Raw genomic sequence first — 23,744 nt, 5'->3', positions numbered from 1 at the left:
GACAATGAGCGAAACTCCCACACGTACCGTCTTTTTCATCTCGGACGGCACCGGCATCACCGCGGAAACTCTGGGCCACAGCCTGCTCGCGCAGTTTCCGGACGCGAACTTCCGCCAGGTGCGGATCCCCTTCGTCGACGACCTCGACAAGGCCATCGAAGCCACACGGCAGATCCGCGAGGCGCGTGCGAACGACGGCGTCAGGCCGATCGTGTTCAGCACGCTCGTGAACCCGCATCCGCAGAGCGGCCTGCGCGAGGCCGACGCGCTGTTCGTCGATCTCTTCGACCAGTTCATCGTGCCGCTCGAATCCGAACTCGGCCAGCGCTCGACACACACGGTCGGCCGCTTCCACGGCATCGCCGACAGCAGCACCTACAAGGCGCGGATCGAAGCGATCAACTTCGCGATGGCCCACGACGACGGCGTCTCGACCGACGGCGAACTCGCGGACGCGGACGTGATCCTCGTCGGCGTGTCGCGCTCGGGCAAGACGCCGACCAGCCTCTACCTCGCGATGCAGTTCGGGGTGAAGGCGGCGAACTATCCGCTGATCCCGGAAGACTTCGAGCGCAACAAACTGCCGGGCGAACTGCACCGCCACCGCCCGAAGCTGTTCGGCCTGACGATCGCCGCCGAGCGCCTGTCGCAGATCCGCCAGGAACGCCGGCCCAACAGCCGCTACGCGTCGATCGACAACTGCCGCTTCGAAATCGAGGCCGCGCAGAAGCTGATGCGCCGCGAAAACATCCAGTGGCTCGATTCCACCACGAAGTCCATCGAAGAGATTTCGGCTACCATCCTTCAGGCCGTGAGGCTGAACAAGCCCGCCTACTGACTTGCCGTTGCATCTCCGCAACGCCTCCCGAACAGGAACACCAATGAAAAGAACCCGCCAGAAACGCCGCGGCGGCCTGGGCCGTGACGCAGAACAACTCATCTGGCTCGCAACGGGGCTCGCCCAATCCGGCAGCCGTGCGGAAGACCAGTACTGGGAACAGCAACTGGTTTCGGCCATCGACCGCCTCCTCGCGGAAGGCGAAGAGGAAACGCTCAACAACGCCCTCGACCATCTCTATAGCGCCGATACGCGCGGTTACGACGAGCTCGCGGACTTTGTGGAATCGCGCGCCGAGAGCGCGGGCGCAGCCGGTCCCGAGCACGACGTCCTCCTGATCGCGGCGCCGGTGCTCGCCTGGTCCCGCTATCGGATTCCGGCCAACACGATCCCTGCGGCCGTCCTCTCCAACCTGGGCGTGCATCTGCAGGCGCACGTACTCGGCGGCAAGGTCAAGCTCGCGCTCGCCGATTTCCTCTTCAGCCCCGACCAGCTCCCGCAAGGCTATTGCGCGACGGCGAATTTCGCGGCGGAACTGGCGCGCGCCGCGATCGCCGGCCGCAACCTCAAGATCGACACCGCGGATATGCCGGAAACCGCCCAGTTCCTGTCCGACACCCGCTATGTCCTCGGCGCGATCGTCGTACCGCGCGGCGAAGCGCTATTCGGCTGGCAGGAACCCGATCGCAACCGCGACGACGCCCTCAACCAGTGGCGCATGCAGGGCGGCGCCTGCCTGGCTCCGCTGCTCCCGGGCTGCGCGATGGAAGTGGTGCTGCCGGACGCCTACTTTGCAGCGAGCCGCCTGGCCGACAACCATAGCCGTCCGTATTCGATCCGGGCCTCGGTCGCCTTCCTCGGCGCCGAATTGGAAACGCCGGCGTCGAACCTGCGCGCCGTGATCGCGCCCTTCCACGACCGAGAGCTGCAGGAGTATCGGGTGGGCCTGACGCTGCGCGGCAACGAGCAGGTCGTGCACGGCGTCGTCTGGCCCTTGCTGGGTGCGGACGACCAGAGCGCCGAGGGAACGGCCGAGATCGAGGCGGTGCTCCGAGATTGCGGCGTCACGGACATCGTGAACCTCGAGCATCGCTTCCCGCTGGAATACTGTGACGACTGCGGCGCCCCGCTCTACCCCTCGCCGGAAGGCGAGATCGTACATGCGGAGATGCCCGAGGAACACGGCGAACAGCCGCCCCGGCATCTGCACTGAGCTCGAGAAGGAGTGAAGGGCCAGGCGCCCTCACTCCTCACCCTTCCCCATCGTCGCCAGCACCGGCGAAGCGAAATCACGCTGGTAAAGTACGACCGCGACGAGCGTCGTGACGCACGCGAAGAGCCACGGCTGGACGAACCAGGTCACCGCGGCAAGGCCGAAGTAGTACGAACGGATCCCGCGGTTGAACTCGTCGCCCGCGAGCGAATTGACCGTCGCGAACCGCTCTGCGGCCGCCTCCGCGGACTGGCCCGTCATCCCTGAAGGACTGGCGCCGATCAGTATCGACAGCATGTTGAACTGCCGCAGCGACCACGTGAATTTGAAATACGCGACGACGAACACCGTCAGCAGCAACACGAGCTTCACTTCCCCCAGTTCGCGCGAGGTCTGGCGTGCGAACGGCAGGTCCGCGGCGAAGCGGATCAGCGGGTCCATCGCGCCGAGCACGGCGAGCAAGCCCGCGATGATGTAGATCGTCGTGTTCGCGTAAAAGGACACGCTCTGCATCAGGTTGCCGACCAGCGCCGCGTCGGTCATCCGCAACTCGCGACCGAGCATCTGCCGCGCCCACTGCAGGCGAAACCGGTGGCTCGCGCCCATCAGTCCGTGCTGGGCCCAGCGGCTGCGCTCCGAAAACCAGCCGTAGCCGCCCCACACCAGCAGAAACCACCCGAGCGCGCTCCAGTCGAGAAGCGAGACGGTGCTCATGAAGCCTCTTTCCACCACGCTGCGCCCCTCAGCGCCCCAGCAGGAAGTCGCCGACCACCGCGATCTGCGCCGCATCCATCAGCATCGGCGCGTGGCCGACGCCGGGAATTTCAGCCAGCCGGGCGCGCGGTCCCTGCTCGGACATCCGTTGGAAGGTCGACGGTTCGAGGAGGTCCGATTCTGCGCCGCGAATGACCAGGGTCGGGCAACGGATCGCATTGTAGACCTCCCACAGATCGACATCGGCCGCGATCGGCGCCGAGCGGAAGACGTCGCCGATGCCCGGGTCGTAGACCATCGCAAAGCCGCCATTGACCGGGCGCACCGCGTGTCGGGTGATGTGCTGCCACTGGTCATCGGTCAAGGGTCCGAAGGGGGCGCTCACGACGCGAATCCAGGCTTCGGCCTCCGCCATGCTCGCGAATTTCGGCGCATTGCCGACATACTCGCCGATCCGACGCAAGGACGTCGCCGTGATGACGGGGCCGACGTCGTTCAGCACGAGGCGAGAAATCGGCGTGTGCGGCTGGCTCGCGAGCAACATGCCGATCAGTCCTCCCATCGAGGTGCCGACCCAATGCACCGTGTCGGCGTCGAGGCGCGCGAGCAGCGTCACCATGTCCGAGACGTAGAGCGGAAAACCGTAGTCGCCCTTCACGCCCAGCCAGTCGCTGCGCCCGCGACCGGCGACGTCGGGACACACGACGCGGTAGTGGTCGGCGAGCGCCTGGGCGAGGAAGTCGAAATCGCGGCCGTTGCGCGTCAGACCGTGCGCGCAGATCAGCACCTTGCGATTGGCCGGATCGCCCCACTCCGAATAAGCCATGCGATGCAGGCCGTGCGGCCCGATGCACTGGACGCTCTTCTCGCGCAGCCCGTGATAGGGTCGCGCCACCGGTGCGGGACGATGCTCGAGCAGCGGCGGAGCAGGCTGAAACAGTCGGCGCAAGGTATCGAGGAGGCTCATGGAATGGTCTTCTGCGATGCGGATCAGTCAGTGTAACAGCATGCCGGCATCACTCAACGACCGTACCAGTATCGTGCCTCCGTCGATCGCTGCGCTTCCACGGTCATGCGGAATGAACCGAAGTCGACGCGGATCGCCCCCTGCCGATCCGTTCGCCAGCCCCTCGCACCGGCCTCCGTCCAGCGTTCGACGACCGAGGGATGCGGGTGGTGGTAATGGTTCAGGTAACCCACCGAGAAGATCGCTTCACGTCCGCCCGTCGCCGCGATGAAGTCCGCCCCCGATGAGGTCTTGCTGCCGTGATGGGCGACCACGACGACGTCGCTCACGAGATGCTGCCCATCCCGCTCGAGCATGCGACGCTCGGCCGGAAGCTCGACGTCTCCGAGAAGCAGCGCCGACCCGCTCGGCGACGCGACGCGCACGACGCACGAGTGATCGTTGTCGCCGTGAAGGGACGGCTCCGCCGCCGCCGGGTGCAGGATCTCGAACGCGACGCCGTCCCACTGCCACCGATCTCCGGCGACGCACGCCCTCACCGGCGTTCCGGCCGCTTTCCCCGGGAGCCGATCGCGCGGCAGATTGGTGAGTAGTTCAGCCACCGGAATCCCTTCAACGAGCGATCTTGCGCCGCCCGTGTGGTCAAGGTCGTCATGCGAAATGACCACGCGATCGAGCCGCGGAACGCCCTCGGCCTGCAGGTAGGGAACGATGACGCGTTCGCCCGCATCGCTGTCGGCCCCGTAGGCCGGCCCGGTGTCGTACACGAGGTCGTGGCGCGCCGTCTGCACATGGACCGCCGTGCCGTTGCCGATATCGAGGACGGCAAGCCGAAATCCGCCATGCTCCGGACGCGACGGCGACCAGCCAAGCATCGGCAGCACGGCGAGCACCCCCATGTAGCGGGCCGGCGTGCCACGCGGCAGGAACATCCACGCCACGCCCGCCACCGCTGCGGCGACGAGGGCTCCCGGAGCGGCCGCCTGCTGCCACATCGCAAAGGGCAAGTTCGCGACCCATCCGAGAAAGACCATCAGGAGCCCCGTCAGCCAGTGCGCGAGGTGGAGCAAGGGCGCGAACGGCACGATGATGGCGACCAGCACCAGCGGCGTGATCACGAAACTGACCGCCGGAATCGCCAGCGCGTTGGCGATCGGCGAAACGATCGAGAAGGCGTTGAACAAGGCCAGAGTCGCCGGCAGGCTCGCAAACGTGATACCCAGTTGCATTCCGGCCGCGGCACGCCAGCCCTTCGCCGTCTCCAGGCGCCCGCCGAGGAGGTACATGATCACGCCCGCGGCAAAGAACGAGAGCCAGAAGCCGGCCGCGACGACGGCCCAGGGATCGACGACGAGCACGCAGAACAACGCCAACGCCAGCACGCGGCTGCCGTGGGCTTCGCGTCCGAACAGCAAGGCCAGCGCGACAACCGCCAGCATGATCAGCGACCGCTGCGTCGGAATCCCGAGCCCGGCCAGCACGGCGTAGGCCGCAGCGGCGCAGAATCCGGCAGCGGCAGCGGCCTTCACTGCGGGCAGTCGCAGCACGCGTCGCGTGGAACGCCGCCACTTCCACCCGACCAGCCAGCCGACCAGCAATCCGACCATCGAAACATGCAACCCTGAGATGCTGATCAAATGTGCAACTCCGGTCTTGCGGAAGACCGTCCATTGCTCGTCCGGAATCGCGCGCTGATCGCCGACCGCAAGGGCGATCAGCACGCCCGCGAATTCGGCGTCCGGCAAAGCCGCCGAAAATCGCGTGCGGATCGCATCGCGCAGGCGGTGAACATAGGCCATCGGCGCGAACACATTGGCGTCGAGCCGCACTGCTTCGCCGCCCTGCCGCACGTGCCCGGTCGCGCGCACTCCCCGTTCGAGGAGCGATGCCTCGTAGTCGAAGCCGCCCGGGTTCGCGAAACCGTGGGGCTTCTTCAACCGAACGGTGAAGCGCCACCGCTCCCCAGGCCGCACGACCGGCACCTCGCCGCGGGCGGCGCCCTTGCGCTCGAAGCTGCTCGAGGACAGCAGGATATGGCTCGGCACCGGTCCGTCGGCCCGTTCCACCGCGAACATGAAGCGCACGCCGTTTCGGATCAGGTCCGGCAAGTCCTCGACGACGCCCGTGACGACAACGTCCCGCCCCTCCCAATCCGACGACAGCTCGTCGCCTATGCGCCACTGCGCGCGCAACACGGCCCAGCCAAGCCCGACCAGCAATGCCAGCAACAGTACTCCGGCCCGAAACACCTTGGCCGGCAACGTGTCGCGACGATGCAGGAGGAAGAGCGCGCCGGCCGCGATCCCGACGCCGAGCGTCGCGAGAAGAAGCGTCGTCAGAGAGGGCAGCTCGGGCAGCCGCTGGCACAGCCAGGTTCCGAGCGCAAACGCAACAATTGCCATTCGCATAATCCCGGAATCATGCGGGCTCGGACGGCTGCGGCGCAAGTCTCGGATGCCCAGCACCCCGTGCACCATCAAAAAGGGGCGCCGCAGCGCCCCATCGATTCCTCTGGCCGAAGCCGACTACGCGAGGCTGCCGTCTTCCAGGCGCAGCGTGCGCTCGGCACGGCGCGCAAGCGTCTCGTCGTGCGTGACGATCACGAAGCTCGTCGACAGCCTTTCGTTCAGGCTCAGCATCAGCTCGAAAATCACCTCGGCCGTCGCGCGGTCGAGGTTGCCGGTCGGCTCGTCGGCGAGCACGCAGGCCGGCTGCGTCACCAGCGCCCGCGCGATCGCCGCGCGCTGGCGCTCCCCGCCCGAAAGCTCTCCCGGCGTGTGGTCGAGCCGGTGCCCGAGTCCCACCTCGCGCAGCATCGCCGCCGCCCGCTCGTCGGCTTCACGCCGATCCATGCGACGGATGTAGAGCGGCATCGCGACGTTTTCCAGCGCCGTGAATTCGGGCAGCAGATGGTGGAACTGATAGACGAATCCCAGCGATTCGTTGCGCGCACGACCACGTTCGGCATCCGACATCGTCGAGAATTCGCGCCCCATCAGCTGCACGCTTCCGGAGCTCGGTACATCCAGGCCGCCCAGCAGGTGCAGCAGCGTGCTCTTACCCGAACCCGAGACGCCGACGATCGCCACCCGTTCCCCGCGCCCGAGCTGGAGGGACACGCCTTTCAGCACATCGACCGCCGCCGGGCCTTCGCGGAATGTTTTCGACAGATTGCTGCAGCTCAGCACCATTTCAGTCGTCCGATCACTCATAGCGCAGCGCCTCCGCGGGATTCACACGACTCGCACGCCAACTCGGGTAGAGCGTCGCGACGAGGGTCAGGACGAAGGACACCGACACGATGGTCACGACGTCAGACCACAGCACTTTCGACGGCAGTTCACTGAGGAAGTAAACCTCCCTGTTCCACAGCGTCGCCCCGGTGATTTTTTCCAACACGGGAATCACGACGTCGAGGTTATTCGCCAGCAGCAGGCCGCCCGCCACGCCGCCGAGCAGACCGACAAGTCCGATCACTGCGCCCTGCAACACGAACACCGTCATGATCGAACGCGGACTCGCGCCCAGCGTGCGCAGGATCGCGATGTCGGCCTGCTTTTCCTGCACCGCCATCACGAGCGTGGAGACAATATTGAATGCCGCGACGGCGACGATCAGGAACAGGATCACCGTCATCATCGTCTTCTCGATCGCGACCGCCCGGAAGAAATTCGCGTGCGTGCGCGTCCAGTCGCTGACCATCATGTTGCCGTCCAGCGTCAGCGCAATTTCCGACGCGACCCGGGGCGCCGCGAAAAGATCGTCGAGCTTGAGCCGCACTCCGCTCACGCGGTCGTCCATGCGGTAGAGCACCTGCGCATCCTGCAGGTGGATCAGCGCGAGCCCCGAATCGTATTCATACATCCCCGCCTCGAAGATGCCGACCACCTCGAACTGCTTCACGCGCGGCAGCACGGCGGCCGGCGTGACGAGGCCCTGCGGTGCGATCAGCGTCACCTTGTCGCCGACCCTCGCGCGCAAGGCGTACGCAAGATCGCGCCCGAGCACGATGCCGAAGCGGCCCGGCTTCAGCTCTTCCAGGCTGCCCATGCGCATATGCCGTGCGAAATCGGCGACCTGCTCCTCGGCCCCGGGAAGCACCCCCCGCACGATCGTCCCACGCACGGCCTGGTCGAAGGACAGCATGCCCTGCTCCTGCACGTAGGGCGCCGCGGCCCGTACCAGCGGATGGTGCACCGCCTGGTCTGCCACCTGTTGCCACCCCTCCAGTTCCCCGTCGTTGCCCGAAATCTGGATATGCGCAGCGACCCCGAGAATGCGGGTGCGCAGCTCTTCCTGGAAGCCGTTCATCACGGACAGCACGACGATCAAGGCCGCGACGCCGAGACCGGTGCCGAGCATCGACACCAGTGAAATAAAGGAAATGAAACGGTTGCCTCCCTGCGCACGCCTACGCGAGCGGGTGTATCGCAGTCCTACCAGAAATTCGTATCGCATCGCACTCGGCACAGCCGCAAGGCCCGGATCGCAAAGTTCGGCATTGTGCCGGGGAAGGCGGTCCTTGGGGAGAGAAAACGTGTCAGACCGTGATCGGAGCCGATCCACGAGGAGTGTCCGACGTCCCCGATATCTTCACTGCACACTTGTCTGACAACTCATTTCATCTCGCGCAATCAGGGATTACGGCAACAGGGTTAATCCGTCTGGCGGCCACATCGGCACCTCCCTATCGTACGACCCGCGTAAGTAGCGCCATTTCGATACCGATATACGAGCACATCCGGGAGGGCTTCACCTTGGTTTGGCAACAGCTGTACGACCCGTTCAACAATATCTGGCTATCCAGCGCCGTCGCGTCGATTCCCGTCGTCGTGATGCTGGTCGGTCTCGGTTTCATGCACATGAAGGCCCATATCGCCGCAGGGCTGGGCCTCGGCAGCGCGCTGCTGATCGCGATTTTCGTGTTCGGCATGCCGGCCTCGATGGCGGGCAACGCGACGCTGTACGGCGCGATGTTCGGCCTGCTGCCGATCGGCTGGATCGTGCTCAACATCATCTTCCTGCACCAGCTGACGACCGAGAACGGATCGTTCAAGGTGCTCCAGCAAAGCCTCACCGGCATCACCGATGACCGCCGCCTGCAGCTGCTGTTGATCGCGTTCAGCTTCGGCGCGTTCTTCGAAGGCGCTGCCGGCTTCGGCACCCCGGTCGCCGTGACCGGCGCAATCCTGATCGGCCTCGGCTTCTCGCCGCTCGCCGCCTCGGGTCTCGCGCTGATCGCCAACACCGCACCGGTCGCCTACGGCGCGCTGGGCACGCCGGTGATCGCGCTCGCCGCCGTGACCGGCCTCGATCTCGGCCAGCTCTCGGGCATGATCGGCCGGCAGCTGCCGTTCTTCTCGCTGCTGGTACCGTTCTGGCTGATCTGGGCCTTCGCCGGCTTCCGCGGCATGATCCAGATCTGGCCCGCGATCTTCGTTGCCGGCATTTCGTTCGCGATTCCCCAGTACCTGGTGTCGAACTACCACGGTCCCTGGCTGGTGGACGTCGTTGCGGCGATCGTGTCGATGATTTCGCTGATCCTGTTCCTTAAGGTCTGGAAGCCGAAGCAGGTGTGGACCTCCACCGCACTGAAGGGCCGGAAGGATGACTCCGCTGCCGATGTCCCGGCTGCCGAGCCTGTCGTCACCACCGCTCGTCCCGACGGCCGTGCCGTGTTTGCCGCCTGGCTGCCGTGGATCATCCTGACCGTCTTCGTGTTCATCTGGGGCGTCCCGGACTTCAAGAAGTGGCTCGACGATGTTTCGATCGTCAAGATCCCCTTCACCGGCCTGCACAACCTGATCGAGAAGGTTCCGCCGGTCGTCGCCGCGCCGCACAAGGAAGCCGCGGTCTACAACTTCAACTACCTGTCGGCCACCGGTAGCGGCATCTTCATCGCCGCGATCATTGCCGGCCTGCTGATGAAGTTCAACCTGGGTCAGCTGTTCAGCATCTACTGGCGCACGATCAAGCTGGTCAAGCTGTCGCTGCTGACGATTGTCATCATGCTCGGCCTCGGCTACCTGACCCGCTACTCGGGCCTCGATGCGACCCTCGGCCTCGCCTTCGCCAACACCGGCTCGCTGTATCCGCTCTTCGGTACCCTGCTCGGTTGGCTCGGCGTCGCGCTGACCGGGTCGGACACCGCGGCCAACGTGCTCTTCGGCGGCCTGCAGAAGGTCACCGCTCAGCAGCTCGGCCTCAATCCGATCCTGATGGCGGCGGCGAACAGCTCCGGTGGCGTGATGGGCAAGATGATCGACGCCCAGTCGATCGTCGTCGCCAGTACCGCGACCCGCTGGTTCGGCCACGAAGGCGACATCCTGCGCTACGTGTTCTTCCACTCGATCGCGCTGGCGGTCCTCGTGGGCCTGCTCGTGACGCTCCAGGCCTACGTCTATCCCTTCACGGCCCTGGTGCCCTAAGCGCGAAACCCGGGGCCGCGTGCGACGTCAAATCGCAGGCGGTCCCGATCGAATCAGCCAATATTGAAGTTCCAAGCGGAGCAATATCATGTACAAGAGGATTCTCGTTGCTGTCGACGACAGCGCCACCTCGAACGCCGCACTTGCCGAAGCGATCACCCTGGCGAAGACGCTCGGCGCCGCCCTCCGGATCGTGCACGTCGCCGACGAGGCCCCGATCCGCCACGCCGTCGGCCTCGAAGCCGTGATCGACGTCTCGCAAGCGGAAAAAGCCATGCGCGACGCGGGCAAGGCCCTGCTCGAAGCCGCCGCAAAGACCGCCGCCGATGCCGGCGTCCAGGCCGACACGGCGCTCCTCGAAGCGGATGGCCAGATCGAAACCGCACACCGCCGCGTCGCCGAATGGATCATCGAAGGCGCCAACGCCTGGCAGGCCGACGTGATCGTTGCCGGCACGCACGGCCGCCGCGGCTTTGCACGTCTCTTCGTCGGCAACGTCGCCGAGGATCTCGTGCGCCTTGCCACGACCTCGCTGGTGCTGGTGCGCGGCAAGTAATCGCATCCCGGGTGCGGGCACACTGCACCCGTTTTCTCCTCTGCCCGCGGACCCTTCCCCTGACAGTACCGTGTGCTAGACTCGGCGCGCTCTTCTCTTCGGCCGCCCCATGCAGATTCACCTCGTCATCCCCGGCCTGATCTGGCCCGGCGCATCGGCCATCGGGCCGGCCTCCGGTTTGCAGTTGCCCGCCCTGGCTCGACTGCTCGGCCTCGGCCACCGCCACGTCGCGCCCTTCGAACCGCTGGACCGCCAACTGGCCCGTCTGCTCGGGTATCCCAGCCCTAATGAAGAAGACGCGCCGCTGCCGCTCGCGGCACTCCGTCGTCTCGGCGAAGACGCCGCCCCGCCACCCGCCGCTTCCCACTGGCTGTGCGCGGACCCGGTCAACCTCTCCTTCGCGCGCGAACACCTGCTGCTCAACGATTTTCCGGAAGACGAGTTGTCGCCGGACGAAGTCGCCGCACTGATCGGCGCGCTGAACGAGACCTTCTCCGATATCGGCCAATTCGAAGCCTGCACGCCGGCCCGTTGGTACTTGCGTCTCGCGGCCCCGACGCGCGCACGGCTCTACCCCTTGCACGACGTCGTCGGCCGGCCCATCCAGCATTTCCTGCCCGAAGGCGAGGACGCGCGCCTCTGGCAGCGCACGATGAACGAGATTCAGGTCGTGCTCCACAACCATCGGGTGAATCAAGCAAGGGAAAGCGCCGGTCGCCGACCCGCGAACAGCTTGTGGCTGTGGGGTGCGGGCGAACTCGCGGCATCGGCAAGGAGGCCGGCGACGGCAGTCCAGACCCGCGAGCCCCTGACCCGCGGCCTCGCCCGCGCCGCAGGCGTCGAGCCCACGGCCCCCGACTGCACGGCCGCGCTGAAGGACGAGACGGTCGTCATCATCGATTCGCTCCTCAAGCCCGCCTTGCAGCTCGATATCGATCGCTGGCGCAACACGCTGGTCGCCCTCGAGCGGGAATGGTTCGCCCCCCTCGCCGATGCAATTCGCACTCGGCGCGTGCGCAGCCTGCGGCTGACCGCCCCCGGTGACCGAGGCACACTCGAACTCGCCGTCCAGGCCAGCGACCGCTGGAAGTTCTGGCGCAAGCCATACGCCTTCGATGCGCTGCTGAAAACAATGGCGCCGCCTCCAGCGCCAACCGGCGATGCTCCGCAAGCCGCCGAGTCCGGAAGATTCGAACAATGACGCAGATCCAACCCCGCGCCATCCCGGCGCGTGCCATGCAACGGCTGATCGATACCGGGACACACCCGCTTCTCGCCCGGATCTACGCGGCGCGCGGCATCACTCGGCGCGAGGAGCTCGATTACGGGCTCAAGGCCCTGCTTCCGCCCGACGCACTGAAGGGAACACGCGAAGCCGCGCAACTGCTCGCCGACGCCATCGAAGCGGGCGCACGCATGCTGATCGTCGCCGACTACGACTGCGACGGCGCCACCGCCTGTGCGGTCGGCATCCGCGCGTTGCGCGCCTTCGGCGCCGACGTCGGCTACCTCGTGCCCAACCGCTTCGAATACGGCTACGGCCTGACACCGGCGATCGTCGAACTGGCCGCGCGCATGGAGCCGGACGTGCTGATCACCGTCGACAACGGCATTGCCAGTGTCGAAGGGGTCGCAGCGGCGCGCAGCTACGGCATGGCAACCGTGATCACCGACCACCACCTGCCCGGCGACGCGCTGCCCGACGCCGACGTGATCGTGAATCCGAACCAGCCGAGCTGCGACTTCCCGAGCAAGTCGCTCGCCGGCGTCGGCGTCATGTTCTACACGATGCTGGCCCTGCGCGCCGAACTGCGGGACCGCGGCGCGTTTGCCGGTGGCAAGGAACCGAACCTCGGCGAATTGCTCGATCTGGTCGCACTCGGCACCGTCGCCGACGTCGTCCGGCTGGACCACAACAACCGCATCCTCGTGTCCCAGGGCCTTGCCCGCATGCGCGCGGGCCGGATGCAACCCGGTATCCGCGCGCTCTTCGCCGCTGCGAGCCGCGATGCGGCGCGCGCGAGCACCTTCGACATGGGCTTCGGCCTCGGCCCGCGCCTCAACGCTGCTGGGCGCCTCTCGGACATGAGCCTCGGCATCGAGTGCCTCGTCACCGACGACATAGGCCGCGCGCTGAACATCGCGCAGGAACTCGACAAGCTCAATCGCGAGCGCCGCAACATCGAACAGGACATGCAGGAAGGCGCACTCGCGCGGCTCGCCGGATTCGATCCCGGCAACACGGCCACCGTGAGCCTGTTCGAGCCGGACTGGCACCAGGGCGTGATCGGGATCGTCGCCGGACGCATCAAGGAAAAGCTGCATCGCCCGGTGATCGCTTTCGCGCGGGGCGACGAAGGCGAGCTGAAGGGGTCCGGCCGCTCGATCCCGAACCTGCACCTGCGCGATGCGCTCGACCTCGTGAGCAAGCAACACCCCGAACTCATCCTGCGCTTCGGCGGCCACGCGATGGCGGCCGGCCTCACGATTCGCGAAAGCGAGTACAGCCGCTTCCAGGCCGTGTTCGAGGATGCGGTGCAGTCCCTCGTCTCGCCCTCGGATCTGACGCGCACCCTGGACACCGACGGCCCTCTCGAAGCGGGCTACATGAGCCTCGAATCGGCGCGCCTGATCGAGCAGGACATCTGGGGTCAAGGCTTCGCCGCGCCCGTGTTCGACGACGTATTCCGCGTCGACAACCAGCGGCTGATGAAGGACAAGCACCTGAAGCTGCAGCTTTCGAAGAACAACGTCCGCTTCGACGCCGTGCGCTTCAATTTCGCCGACGGCGCCCCGCCGCAGATCCGGGCCGCCTACCGGCTTGCGCCGAACGAGTACAACGGCATCACCAGCCTGCAGCTGATGCTCGAATACTTCGAAGGCGCGTGAGCCTTGACCGGCGCCCGGGCTGCGTCACGCAGCCCGGCGCAGCGGAAGCCGCACGGTGAAGGTCGTTCCCTCGCCGGGGTGGCTATCGACATCGATGTGTCCGCCGTGCTTCTGCACGATGCCATAGGACACCGACAGCCCCAGCCCCGTCCCCGCCCCCACTGGCTTCGTGGTAAAGAAGGGATCGAAGATCTTGGGCAGGACTTCCGGCGGGATGCCCGACCCATCGTCGGCAATCGCCGCCCATACCTCATTGCCGTCACAACCGGTCCTGACGGTGATCGTCCCTCGCCCCTTGATCGCCTGCGCCGCATTCACGAGCAGGTTGAGGAACACCTGATTGATCTGCGCCGCAATGCATTCGACGGGCGGCACCTCCCCGTAGTCACGCACCACTGACGCCTTGTACTTGATCTCATTGGCCGCGACGTTGAGCGTGCTCTCGATTCCGGCCCGCAGATCGAACATCTGCCACTCCGTGCTATCGATTCGCGAGAAATCGCGCAAGTCCTGCACGATGCGCCGGACGCGGCTTGCACCCTCGATCGACTCGGTAATCAGTTGCCGCACATCGTCACGCATGAAGTCGAGATCCGCAGCCTCCTTCGCCGCCACGATCCGGCCTCGCGCTTCGGCCCCATCGGCGAGCAGGTGCTCGCTCTCTTCATACACGCCGATCAGCGAAAGCAGCGACTCGACGTACTTCGCCAAGGTGGAAAGATTCGAATTCACGAAGCCGATCGGATTGTTGATCTCGTGCGCGACCCCCGCCGCGAGTTGTCCGATCGATGCGAGCTTCTCCGACTGCAGCAGCTGATTGTGCGCCTCTTCCAGCTTGGCGATGAGGATGCGCTGCTCCTCCCTCTCGATCTCGAGTGCCTCCTGCGCGCGCCGGCGCTCGTCGATTTCGCGCTCCATCGCTTCGCGTGCCGAGTGCAGCGCACGATTGATCTTCTCGTTTTCCCGCACCGCCGTTTCCAGGTCCCGCGTGCGCTCGCGAACCTGCTCCTCGAGGGTGACGGCAGTCTGGAAAAGACTGAACGCCGACCCCTGCATGCTGGTGCTGCGCTCGGCCCGGTTCATCAAGGCCGTCACCATCTTGTTCAGCCTTACGATCTCGGCCCGCAGCCTGGCTTCTTCATCGCCCTGCTCGGCCCTCGCTTCACTCGCCATGTTGCCGCTCGTCGCTGCCTATCGCGATGCCGGTCAGTGTCTGGTTCACATGCACCCCGCCATATTGCTCGCCATAGGTGCTGAAACCGACCGCGTTGTTCAGCGCCAGGAGACTCTCGACGGCGGCTTTGCTCCCGTCCTGGGAAATTTCGAGATTGCGCAGGATGCAATCGCAGGTGAGCAGCAGTTGGGGCGGACCGATCTCTTCCTTCAAGTCCTGCAGCGTCTTCTCGAGGTTGGACACCAGACCGGTGCCGCGGGCGACGCGCAGGACGAGCCCTTCGTCGATCGCGCAATAGAAGGTCAGGCTTCCGTCCGCATCCGCTCGCTGGATCGAGCGTACGTAGTCGGTGCCATCGATCACCACCACGACCGGCGATGCGGCGAAGTGCGCCGGATCCAGCTGGTCGGGGTTCACGCCGATCAGCCGGGCGTACTCTTCGGCGGCAGGCAGACCGTTGATCTCGCGTACCACGCGGCGGTCGGCATCGGCCTCGGTCACGACCAGGCGTTCGTCGAGCGACACGAAATGTTGGGTCTTGAAAGTCCGGAAAGGCAGGCTGGTCGAGACCAGGACCAGTACCGCGCTGTCGGAGGAAAAACGCCCGTCATGGAAGACGCAGGTCCGCTCGAACTTCAGATCGTCGCCGGCGGAACCGCCGAACAGCGGAATGTCTCCCAGCGCCGCCTGCAGCGTCCTCGTAACGGGCTCTTCACGGATCGACAGCCCGTCGATCAGCAGGAAGCCGAAGCTGTTGCCGACCCCTGCGCCTGGCGCACGTTGTTCCAGGCGTTGCAGTAGCGACTGGGCGATCCCTTTGCCGCGGGCAATCGAGAAATCCTTCAGTTCGTCGAGGCCGGCTGTGACCGCGGTACACGTGCCGGCCGGGAAACTTACGCCCGACAGGGAACGGTCCCGGTAGCCGAGCGGCCCGATCTCGCCGGCCGTCGTACATCCGACGACCGTCACCTTGCCGAAGAGGCGATTGATCTCATCGGCGAGCTCGTCGAGGTCGTAGGAACTGGAACAGAAGAACAGGACAAGTTCGGTGTCGGACTGAAGCAAGTCCCGGTGAAGCTCGCGCACTGCCGTCCGGGCATCGGGCGCGCTGGAGTGCGCTCTACGTATCTGGCTCATGGCTGATCCCTTGAGTGACAAGACCCGTTCGCATCTGTAACGGATGAGATTATCACTAACTGCGTATCGAAGTGCAGTCCGGACCTACAAAGGTAATCGGGGTCGAGAACCGCCGCTTTCGATCGCCGTGCCGGGTATAATGACCGGTTTCCCGAGAAGAATTCGCCGGAGCCTCATGATGGAAGCCGAACGCATCAACGCCATTGCCCAGAAACTCGACGACCTCCAAGCCCGGGGTCGCGAACTTCGGAGGTATCTTTGACTACGACGAGAAATCGTCGAAGCTCGAAGAGGTAACGCGCGCACTGGAAGACCCGGCGGTCTGGAACAACGCCGAAAAGGCCCAGGAACTCGGCAAGGAAAAGCGTCAACTCGAGAACGTGGTCGTCAACCTGCGCGACATCGAACAGATGTCGGTCGACCTGAAGGACCTGTTCGATCTGGCGCAGGCCGAGGATGACGAGGACACGCTGTCCGCAGTTGAAGGCGACCTCGCGCCCCTCGAAGCCAAGGTCCACATGCTCGAATTCCGCCGGATGTTTTCGAATCCGATGGACCCGAACTCCTGCTTCATCGAAATCCAGGCCGGCGCCGGCGGCACCGAGGCGCAGGATTGGGCGGGCATGCTCGAACGGATGTACCTTCGCTACTGCGAGCGCAAGGGCTTCAACGTCGAACTGATGGAAGAGTCGGAAGGCGAAGTCGCGGGCATCAAGAGTGCGACGATCAAGGTCGGCGGCGAATACGCCTACGGCTTCCTGCGCACCGAGACGGGCATCCACCGCCTCGTGCGCAAGAGCCCGTTCGACTCCAACGCACGGCGCCACACGAGCTTCTCGTCAGTGTTTGTCTACCCGGAGGTCGACGACTCGATTGAGATCGACATCAACCCGGCGGACCTGCGCATCGACACCTACCGCGCGTCCGGCGCGGGCGGCCAGCACATCAACAAGACCGACTCCGCGGTGCGTATCACGCACGAGCCGACCGGTGTCGTCGTGCAGTGCCAGAACGACCGTTCGCAGCACAAGAACAAGGCCGAGGCGATGTCGATGCTGAAGGCGCGCTTGTACGAACTGGAGCTGCGCAAGCGCCAGGCGGAGCAGCAGAAGCTGGAAGACTCGAAGAGCGACATCGGCTGGGGCCACCAGATCCGTTCCTACGTGCTCGACCAGTCGCGCATCAAGGATCTGCGCACCAACTACGAAGTCGGCAACACGCAGGCGGTGCTTGACGGCGACCTCGAAGACTTCATCGCTGCGAGCCTGAAGCAGGGCGTCTGAGCGCCAAGCTCTGCGCCCCGTATCACCCTGCATGACGCCCGACCTCGCTGATTTTCTCGCCCCCGGCGTGGCCGCGGACGATGTGCCCGAACTGGCCACACTCGCCGCGGCCCGGCCGCTGATCGACGCCTTCATCACGCTGTTCCGCGGCTCCGAAGCCGAAGTCCTGCTGCGCCTGCTTGTGCTGCGGGAAATCGGCCAGGAGTCCGAATCGCCGCGATGGTCGCCCGACGTGCTGCGCTCGCGCTTCACCTATCTCGACCCGGTGAAGCTTGAAACGGTGCTCAAGCGCTTGCGCGACAACGCGCTGCTGAGTTTCGCAGAGGACGGCCTGTACTACGTGTCCGACATCGGACGCAATGCGGTCGCGGCGGTCACCATGCTGCTGCGCTTCTCGACCGAGGAAGACGCCGAACTCGGCTTTCTCACCGCCCAGCTCGCCGGCCTGCAGGCGGTCGGCAGCATCACGCCGGAAGCGCTCGGCCATCTGCTGTCGAAGCTCAACGACCTCACCTGGCATTTCGAGGAGGCGATCGCCTCCGGCTCGGAATTCCACATCCAGGGCGCGCGCCGTCGTCTCTCCGCCAACGAACGCTGGCTCGCACGCGGCACCGAGATCCTCAACGGCCTGCTCGCCGATCCCGACGTGCCCTTCGAGATCGCACGCATCGCCCAGCGCATCGGCCTCGCACAGTCGCGCCTCGCGCGGGTCGACGCCGGCTTCCAGCGCGCGCTGAACAAGATCGAGGCGCAGCGCGTGACGCTCGGCGCGTCCGGCATCTCGTCGTCCGACGTCGCGGCCTGGCTGCGCGGCCTGTCGGCCGAGCAACTCGCCGGCTTCGCCGAGGATGCGCTCGCGACCGTGCCGAACGTGACGCTCCTCGCCGGCGGTCACGAACTGCTCGACCGCGCCGAAGCGGTGCTCTCCGACGAAGTCCGCGAACATGAGGGAAACGCCGAGCTGCCTCCGCCCGACACCGCGGCGGTGAGCCAGGCGCCCGAGCAGGACGACCTCGCCCTGCTGCAGCACTTCACGCGGCGCATTGGCGCCCTGCCTCGGCAAGTGCCGCTGCAATACGTCGTCGCGGGCGGCGGCTTTGCGCATGCGGCCTATCGCCTGTCCCTGCTCGCCCTCCTCGCCGACGGCGAATCCGCGGGACCGGCCGATGGCCCGATCGGCGATTTCATGCGCCTGCCGGTCGACGTGCACTTCGGCGACCGCCTCGTCGAAGTCGACGAGGACGAGATCGCCCTGATGTCCGACGGCAGCATCGCTCCGCGTCACACTCCGGCGCCCACTACAGCCGCGCTCGCCGCCTCCGCCGCACCGTCAACCGCGGCCGACCCGACACTCACCGACGCCTGATGGAACACGAACTCAAGACACTGACTGCGCGGCTGCTCGCGAACCGCTGGCTGCCGCGCAACGACCGACTGGTGCGTCGCGCGCTCGTCGATGAAGCTTTCCGCGTCGAACTCGACCACCGCCTCGCCGCCGTCGGCCTGCAACTCCAGGACAACCCTTACGCCGGGCATGTCGCCGCCGCCCTGACGCCGGACATGATGGAGCCGGTCTTCGGCGCGCGTCGCGAATACGCCGCGAGCAACGCGGGCCTGACCCGCGACGAAGTGGCGCTCCTCGTCGTGATCTGGTCGCTCATCGTGCTGCCGAAGCGCGAACGCCAGGTCACCCGGCGCGAGCTCGCCGACGAGGGCCAAGGCGACATGTTCGGCGCCGAAAAGCCCGTCGTGCATGGCGAGACAGTGTCGGCCGGCCTCTCGGAAGCGTCGCTGATCGCCGATTTCGGTGCGGCCCTCGGCGGACGTACCAAGGTCAAGAACTTCATGCTCGGCAAGCTCGCCCGTCTCGGCTTCATCGAGCGCCGCAACGGCATCGTCAATGAAGGGCCGCTCCTCGACGTCGCCCTCGACTACCGCGTGCTCGCCGATCGCATCATCCACGGCACGCTTTCCGACGTCCTGTCCCGCGCCGGGCATCAAGTCCCCGAGAGCAACGCCTTCGAACAGGCAGACGTGCTCGCCGACGACGAATTCGACGAGGAGGACGCCTGATGTTCCACATCAAACGACTCGAGCTCGTCCACTGGGACTACTGGCGCCGCTTCACGCTGCCGCTCGACGCGCAGATCATCACCATCGTCGGCCCCAACGGCTCGGGCAAGACGACGCTGCTCGATGCGCTGCGCACCCTGTTCGCGCTGCGCTGCTCGGGCAAGCGCGACTTCCGCCGCTACGTGCGCCGCGCCGAGCGCAGCTTCGCGTGGATCCGGGCGGTCGTCGCGAACCAGCCCGGTGCGAGCGGCCGCCGGCCGTTCTTCCCCTGCCTGCACGACGAGGTCACGCTCGCCTGCCGCATCCGCCGCGCGGGCGGCGAATGGACGCGCGACTACACGATCCTCGACGGCGACCAGCCGATCGAAGTCCTCGAACACGGCGAAGACTGGGTCGGCCTGCGCGACTACCAGAACCGCCTCGCGTGGGGCGGTCTGACCCCGGCGATCGCCAAGGTGCTCGCCCTCGAGCAGGGCGACACCGACAAGCTGTGTGAGTACTCCCCGAAGGCCCTGCTGGAGCTCGTCTTCGACGTCTTCGGCGACAAGGAAGTGCTCGACAACTACGAGGCCGCCCGAGCGGAGCAAAAGAGCGCCGAGCACGAACTCGAAGATCTCGGGCTGGACCTCGACCGCCTGCGCGCCCAGGCCGAGGGACGTCGGCTCGAAGCCGACAACTACCTGCAGTGGAAGCAGCTCAGCGACGAAGCCCAGGCTCTCGACGCCGAGGTCATCCCGCGCCTCGAAGTGTCCGAACTCGCGCGCGACATCGCGGCCGAGCGGATCGAACTTTCACGCCAGGGCGAGGAACGCGTCGAACGCCAGGCCGAGCGCCGTGCGGCCCGCCAGCGGATCGAGGAAGTCCAGGCCGAGAAGCTCGAAGCCGAAGCGCATCGACGCCGGCTGCGCGCCGCGATGGACGACGCCGAGGCCACGCACATCGCCACCCACGACGAAGTGCGCGACGCCGAGAAGCTGATCGCCGAGCGCGACGCGCTGCGCGCGCAACTCGCTGCGGAGCACGGCGCGGACGCGGTGGAACTCGAACGCGAACACGAAGCGGCCGAATCCAAGCTGCTCGAACTGCGCAAGCGCGAGCGCGAACTCGTTGCCCAGTTCGAGGAGAAGTCCCAAACGCTGCGCAACGCCCGCTCGCGCAGCGGCCCGCCGAGCGATCCCGAAGTCGCCCGCTTCCGCTCCCTGCTCGACGATCAAGGCATCGCACACCGCGGGCTCGCCGAGATCGTCGAGGTCACCGACACGACCTGGCAGGCCGCGCTCGAAGCCGTGCTACGCCCGTACCGCAACGTGATCCTGCTCGAACGCGAATCCGACCGCCACGCCGCCTGGGCGCTCGGCGAACGCGAGCGCTTCCGCCACTTCGTCGTCCCCGAGCGCGAGGAAGCGCCACCCGCGACGCTGCGCAGCCTCGCCGAGGTCGTCCGATTCTCGGCGCCCGTTCCGCGCTGGCTTTCTGACCTGCTCAACCGCATCCGCCGCGTAGACAGCGTCGAATCCGCCCGCGACCTGCCCCGCGAACAGGAATGGATCACGCGCGACGGTTACCACCGCGAGCGGCGCGGCGCGCGCCACCTCGGCCGCCCGACCGAATTCCATTTCGGCGAGCTCGCCCGGCAGGCCCGGATCGAGCAGCTCGAAGCCGACATCCTCGCGCTCGACAAGCAGCTCCACGCCCTGCGTCCAAAGGCTGCCGATGCCGCGGAGCGCCTGACCGGCCTGCGCCAACGTCTGCTCGGCCTTCAGTCCGCCCAGCTGCTGGCCGCGAAGGCCCAGGCCTATGCTGAAGCCGAAGAAGCTCTGCCCGCAGCCCGCGCGGCGCTGACCGCCGCAATCGCCGAACGCGTCGAAGCCAAATCCGCACTCGACCAGCTCAATGGCAAGCTTTCCGGCATCGACATCGAGGTCGACCGCCGCAATCGCGAGCTGCGCGCCCTCGAAACCCGCCTCGGCGAACTCGAACGCGACACCGCGCCGCGCCGCCGCACCCAGGCCGAACGCATCCAGCGCCTGCGCCGGCTTCGACGCGGCATGCCCGCCCACTGGCGCAACCCCACGGACATCGCGCTGCTCGCCGAACGCTACGAGAACGCCGCCGCCGCGCGCCGCGAGCGCGATCGCCTGCGCGCCCGCCTCAACGAAGGCGACTGGGTCACCGACCCCGCGGCGCTCACGCTGTCCGAACGCCTCAAGGCCGACGTCACGCAGCGCGAACGGGACTACGAAGGCCGCCAGGGCTACTGCGCCACCGCCCGCCGCCTGACCGAGGAGGCCCGCGCCGCCTACGCCGCGAAGCTGCGCGCCACCGTGCGCCAGTATGCGAAGAACCTCAAGGCGCTGGCCGACCTCGCCAACGTCAGCGTCGATTGCCCGACGCCGACGCTCGGCGAGGACGACCTCTCGCTCGGCCACGCCGGCCTCGAAGTGCGCTTCGACTTCGACCGCAAGGGCGCGGTGGGCCTCAACGACGGCGAAGCCTCGGGCGGCCAGCAGGTGATGAAATCGCTGATCCTGCTGATCGCGCTACTGATGGACGACGCCCGCCCCGGCGGCTTCGTCTTCATCGACGAACCCTTCGCGCACCTCGACGTCGCCAACATCGACCGCGTCGGCACCTTCCTGCGTGCGACCCGCGCCCAGTACCTGATCACGACGCCGGTCACCCACAACGCCAACGTCTTCGCGCCGGCCCAGCTCACGCTCGTGACGCGCAAGAAGAAGCCGGGCGACGACTGGGCTCCGACGATCGGCGTGCTGGCGCGCGCGATCTGACCATCGCGCCAGCTACCCTCACGCCATTCGAACGGACGCTGCCGCTCGCGGCGTCCGTTCGAGACGCCGGGCCGATGGCAGTTCCAACATCTCGCCACGCAGCGCCATCGGCTCGCCCTGGAACAGGCGGGCGTCCATGAGCCGCGGCTTTCCGCGCACGATGGGCCGAAAATCCATCTTGTCGAGGATGTCCCGCTCGAGGTCGACACCGGGGGCGATCTCGGTGAGCTCAAGGCCATCCTCGCCGAGCCGGAAGACGCAGCGCTCGGTGATATAAAGCACCGTCTTCCCACGCTTGAGGGCCTGTCGGCCGCTGAAGGTGCGGTGCTCCACCTCCGTCACGAACTTGCGCGCCTGGCCGTCCCTGAGGATCTGCAGCTGGCCTTCGCCGACGACCACCTCCAGCTCACCGGCCGTGAAAGTGCCGACGAAGACCACCTTCTTCGCATTCTGCGAGATGTTGATGAACCCGCCGGCACCGGCGAGACGCGGACCGAACTTGGAGACGTTGAGATTGCCCTGCCGATCGGCCTGTGCGAGCCCCAGGAAGGCGATATCCAGCCCTCCGCCGTCGTAGAAATCGAACTGGCTGGGTTGGTCGATGACGGCCTGGGTATTGATGGCCGCTCCGAAGTTCAGGCCGCCCGCGGGAATGCCTCCGATCACTCCCGGTTCCGCGGTGAGGGTCACGAGATCGATGACGCGCTCCTCGGCCGCCACGCTGGCGATGCCTTCCGGCATGCCGATCCCCAGGTTCACCACGGCGTCGGCCCTCAGTTCCATGGCAGCGCGGCGCGCGATGACCTTGCGTTCGCTCATCGGCATCGGCGCGACGACGGACATCGGCACACGGACCTCGCCCGAATAGGCCGGATTGTAGGGCTCGATGAAGGTCTGCATGTGGTACTCCGGCTTCTCCGAGACGACCACGCAATCGACGAGCAATCCGGGGATCTGCACCTGACGCGCATTCAGCGAGCCGCGCTCGGCGAGTCGTTCCACCTGCGCGATGACGATTCCCCCGGAGTTCCTCGCCGCCATCGCAATCGCGCGCGCCTCCAGCGTAAGCGCCTCCTTCTCCATCGTGATGTTGCCGTCCGGGTCGGCGGTTGTGCCGCGAATGATGCCGACGTCGATCGGGAAGGCCTTGTAGAACAGGTATTCCTCGCCGTCGATTTCCATCAGCCGGACCAGATCGTCGGTCGTGCGCGCGTTGAGCTTTCCGCCGCCGAAGCGCGGATCGACGAAGGTGCCCAAACCGACGTGCGTCAGCGTGCCCGGCTTGCCGGCAGCGATGTCGCGGAACAGGTGGCTGATCACCCCCTGCGGCAGATTCCAGGCCTCGATGCGGTTGGCCACCGCGAGCTGCTGCAGCTTGGGCACCAGGCCCCAGTGCCCGCCGATCACCCGCCGCACCAATCCTTCATGCCCCAGGTGATTGAGCCCGCGCTCCTTGCCGTCCCCCTGGCCGGCGGCATAGACGAGCGTCAGGTTTCGCGGTCCGCTGCGCCCTCCTTGCCCTACCTCTTCGCGTTGGCGGAAGCGTTCTTCCAACGCGACCGCGATATTTTCGGGAAATCCGATACCGACGAAGCCGCCGGTCGCGACCGTGTCGCCGTCGCGAATCAGACCCACCGCATCCCGTGCGGACATCACCTTGCCGCTGTCAGCCATGTTCAGTCT

At 66.4% G+C, this 23,744-nt stretch carries 18 protein-coding genes; 10 read left to right on the top strand and 8 right to left on the bottom strand.

Annotation, left to right across the window (positions count from 1 at the left end; genetic code table 11):
* Positions 1-4 precede the first annotated feature (4 nt).
* Positions 5-838 (top strand): pyruvate, water dikinase regulatory protein, encoded by an 834-nt coding sequence (locus tag AZKH_RS10030; RefSeq protein ID WP_015435655.1) that lies wholly within the window; start codon positions 5-7, stop codon positions 836-838.
* A 43-nt stretch (positions 839-881) separates the two neighbouring features.
* Positions 882-2,051, top strand: a complete 1,170-nt coding sequence (locus tag AZKH_RS10025; RefSeq protein WP_015435654.1) for a DUF2863 family protein — start codon at positions 882-884, stop codon at positions 2,049-2,051.
* Between the two features lie 30 nt (positions 2,052-2,081).
* Here AZKH_RS10025 and AZKH_RS10020 read toward each other — a convergent pair whose 3' ends face one another.
* The 5 genes from AZKH_RS10020 to AZKH_RS10000 all read right to left on the bottom strand — a co-directional run bounded on the left by AZKH_RS10020 (position 2,082) and on the right by AZKH_RS10000 (position 8,190).
* On the bottom strand, positions 2,082-2,765 hold the full coding sequence (locus AZKH_RS10020; protein ID WP_051071665.1) for a DUF599 domain-containing protein: 684 nt from the start codon (positions 2,763-2,765) through the stop codon (positions 2,082-2,084).
* Positions 2,766-2,793: 28 nt separating this feature from the next.
* Positions 2,794-3,732: an alpha/beta fold hydrolase gene (locus AZKH_RS10015; RefSeq protein ID WP_015435652.1), complete on the bottom strand. Its 939-nt coding sequence runs from the start codon at positions 3,730-3,732 to the stop codon at positions 2,794-2,796.
* A 53-nt stretch (positions 3,733-3,785) separates the two neighbouring features.
* Entirely contained in the window at positions 3,786-6,134 is a 2,349-nt protein-coding gene (locus AZKH_RS10010; protein WP_015435651.1) for a DNA internalization-related competence protein ComEC/Rec2, read from the bottom strand.
* A 123-nt stretch (positions 6,135-6,257) separates the two neighbouring features.
* Complete coding sequence (gene lolD / locus AZKH_RS10005) at positions 6,258-6,944, bottom strand: lipoprotein-releasing ABC transporter ATP-binding protein LolD (RefSeq protein WP_015435650.1); 687 nt, start codon at positions 6,942-6,944, stop codon at positions 6,258-6,260.
* Positions 6,937-8,190 (bottom strand): lipoprotein-releasing ABC transporter permease subunit, encoded by a 1,254-nt coding sequence (locus AZKH_RS10000; RefSeq protein WP_041656057.1) that lies wholly within the window; start codon positions 8,188-8,190, stop codon positions 6,937-6,939. The genes lolD and AZKH_RS10000 overlap by 8 nt, the downstream gene beginning before the upstream one ends.
* A 299-nt stretch (positions 8,191-8,489) precedes the next feature.
* Between AZKH_RS10000 and AZKH_RS09995 the strand changes: the two genes are divergently transcribed.
* From AZKH_RS09995 to recJ, 4 genes are all read left to right on the top strand, one after another.
* Positions 8,490-10,160, top strand: a complete 1,671-nt coding sequence (locus tag AZKH_RS09995) for an L-lactate permease (RefSeq protein WP_015435648.1) — start codon at positions 8,490-8,492, stop codon at positions 10,158-10,160.
* Between the two features lie 88 nt (positions 10,161-10,248).
* The gene (locus AZKH_RS09990; protein WP_015435647.1) at positions 10,249-10,716 is read left to right on the top strand and encodes a universal stress protein; all 468 of its coding nucleotides are present in this window, start codon (positions 10,249-10,251) and stop codon (positions 10,714-10,716) included.
* Positions 10,717-10,825: 109 nt separating this feature from the next.
* On the top strand, positions 10,826-11,917 hold the full coding sequence (locus AZKH_RS09985; RefSeq protein ID WP_015435646.1) for a hypothetical protein: 1,092 nt from the start codon (positions 10,826-10,828) through the stop codon (positions 11,915-11,917).
* Positions 11,914-13,605, top strand: coding sequence for a single-stranded-DNA-specific exonuclease RecJ (gene recJ, locus AZKH_RS09980; RefSeq protein ID WP_015435645.1), 1,692 nt, complete (start codon positions 11,914-11,916; stop codon positions 13,603-13,605). Before AZKH_RS09985 ends, recJ begins: the two co-directional genes overlap by 4 nt.
* A gap of 24 nt (positions 13,606-13,629) precedes the next feature.
* Here the strand turns inward: recJ and AZKH_RS09975 are convergent, their stop codons facing one another.
* Both AZKH_RS09975 and nosP read right to left on the bottom strand, forming a co-directional pair.
* Positions 13,630-14,778: a histidine kinase gene (locus AZKH_RS09975; RefSeq protein ID WP_015435644.1), complete on the bottom strand. Its 1,149-nt coding sequence runs from the start codon at positions 14,776-14,778 to the stop codon at positions 13,630-13,632.
* On the bottom strand, positions 14,768-15,916 hold the full coding sequence (gene nosP, locus AZKH_RS09970; protein WP_041656056.1) for a nitric oxide-sensing protein NosP: 1,149 nt from the start codon (positions 15,914-15,916) through the stop codon (positions 14,768-14,770). The genes AZKH_RS09975 and nosP overlap by 11 nt, the downstream gene beginning before the upstream one ends.
* A 178-nt stretch (positions 15,917-16,094) precedes the next feature.
* On the opposite strand from nosP, the gene prfB reads away from it, so the two are divergent.
* The 4 genes from prfB (at position 16,095) to AZKH_RS09950 (ending at position 22,061) form a co-directional block, all read left to right on the top strand.
* Positions 16,095-17,199 (top strand): peptide chain release factor 2 gene (prfB, locus tag AZKH_RS09965; RefSeq protein WP_156822215.1). Its coding sequence is split into 2 segments (ribosomal slippage): positions 16,095-16,175 and positions 16,177-17,199, totalling 1,104 coding nucleotides; the frame shifts between segments, so codons are not numbered across the junction.
* Positions 17,200-17,230: 31 nt separating this feature from the next.
* Positions 17,231-18,565, top strand: coding sequence for a hypothetical protein (locus tag AZKH_RS09960; protein WP_015435641.1), 1,335 nt, complete (start codon positions 17,231-17,233; stop codon positions 18,563-18,565).
* A complete protein-coding gene (locus AZKH_RS09955) occupies positions 18,565-19,272 on the top strand; it encodes a hypothetical protein (protein WP_015435640.1) in 708 nt (235 codons plus the stop codon). The genes AZKH_RS09960 and AZKH_RS09955 overlap by 1 nt, the downstream gene beginning before the upstream one ends.
* Positions 19,272-22,061, top strand: coding sequence for an AAA family ATPase (locus AZKH_RS09950; protein WP_015435639.1), 2,790 nt, complete (start codon positions 19,272-19,274; stop codon positions 22,059-22,061). Before AZKH_RS09955 ends, AZKH_RS09950 begins: the two co-directional genes overlap by 1 nt.
* Positions 22,062-22,079: 18 nt before the next feature.
* On the opposite strand, the gene AZKH_RS09945 is transcribed toward AZKH_RS09950, so the two are convergent.
* Positions 22,080-23,735, bottom strand: a complete 1,656-nt coding sequence (locus AZKH_RS09945; protein ID WP_015435638.1) for an acyl CoA:acetate/3-ketoacid CoA transferase — start codon at positions 23,733-23,735, stop codon at positions 22,080-22,082.
* Positions 23,736-23,744 lie beyond the last annotated feature (9 nt).

Origin of the sequence: Azoarcus sp. KH32C, assembly GCF_000349945.1 — a bacterium.
Lineage (GTDB): Bacteria > Pseudomonadota > Gammaproteobacteria > Burkholderiales > Rhodocyclaceae > Aromatoleum.
The sequence above is the reverse complement of the archived record's forward strand: the minus strand, read 5'-3'. Positions and strand labels throughout refer to the sequence as shown.

Bases quoted from the DNA above. Each gene is read 5' to 3' on its own strand.
- AZKH_RS09990 (WP_015435647.1), top strand. From the start codon at position 10,249: ATGTACAAGAGGATTCTCGTTGCTGTCGACGACAGCGCCACCTCGAAC.
- AZKH_RS10015 (WP_015435652.1), bottom strand. From the start codon at position 3,732: ATGAGCCTCCTCGATACCTTGCGCCGACTGTTTCAGCCTGCTCCGCCG.
- AZKH_RS09950 (WP_015435639.1), top strand. From the start codon at position 19,272: ATGTTCCACATCAAACGACTCGAGCTCGTCCACTGGGACTACTGGCGC.
- AZKH_RS10025 (WP_015435654.1), top strand. From the start codon at position 882: ATGAAAAGAACCCGCCAGAAACGCCGCGGCGGCCTGGGCCGTGACGCA.
- AZKH_RS09945 (WP_015435638.1), bottom strand. From the start codon at position 23,735: ATGGCTGACAGCGGCAAGGTGATGTCCGCACGGGATGCGGTGGGTCTG.
- lolD (WP_015435650.1), bottom strand. From the start codon at position 6,944: ATGAGTGATCGGACGACTGAAATGGTGCTGAGCTGCAGCAATCTGTCG.
- AZKH_RS09960 (WP_015435641.1), top strand. From the start codon at position 17,231: ATGACGCCCGACCTCGCTGATTTTCTCGCCCCCGGCGTGGCCGCGGAC.
- AZKH_RS09955 (WP_015435640.1), top strand. From the start codon at position 18,565: ATGGAACACGAACTCAAGACACTGACTGCGCGGCTGCTCGCGAACCGC.
- AZKH_RS10000 (WP_041656057.1), bottom strand. From the start codon at position 8,190: ATGCGATACGAATTTCTGGTAGGACTGCGATACACCCGCTCGCGTAGG.
- AZKH_RS10020 (WP_051071665.1), bottom strand. From the start codon at position 2,765: ATGAGCACCGTCTCGCTTCTCGACTGGAGCGCGCTCGGGTGGTTTCTG.
- AZKH_RS10030 (WP_015435655.1), top strand. From the start codon at position 5: ATGAGCGAAACTCCCACACGTACCGTCTTTTTCATCTCGGACGGCACC.
- recJ (WP_015435645.1), top strand. From the start codon at position 11,914: ATGACGCAGATCCAACCCCGCGCCATCCCGGCGCGTGCCATGCAACGG.
- nosP (WP_041656056.1), bottom strand. From the start codon at position 15,916: ATGAGCCAGATACGTAGAGCGCACTCCAGCGCGCCCGATGCCCGGACG.
- AZKH_RS09975 (WP_015435644.1), bottom strand. From the start codon at position 14,778: ATGGCGAGTGAAGCGAGGGCCGAGCAGGGCGATGAAGAAGCCAGGCTG.
- AZKH_RS10010 (WP_015435651.1), bottom strand. From the start codon at position 6,134: ATGGCAATTGTTGCGTTTGCGCTCGGAACCTGGCTGTGCCAGCGGCTG.
- AZKH_RS09985 (WP_015435646.1), top strand. From the start codon at position 10,826: ATGCAGATTCACCTCGTCATCCCCGGCCTGATCTGGCCCGGCGCATCG.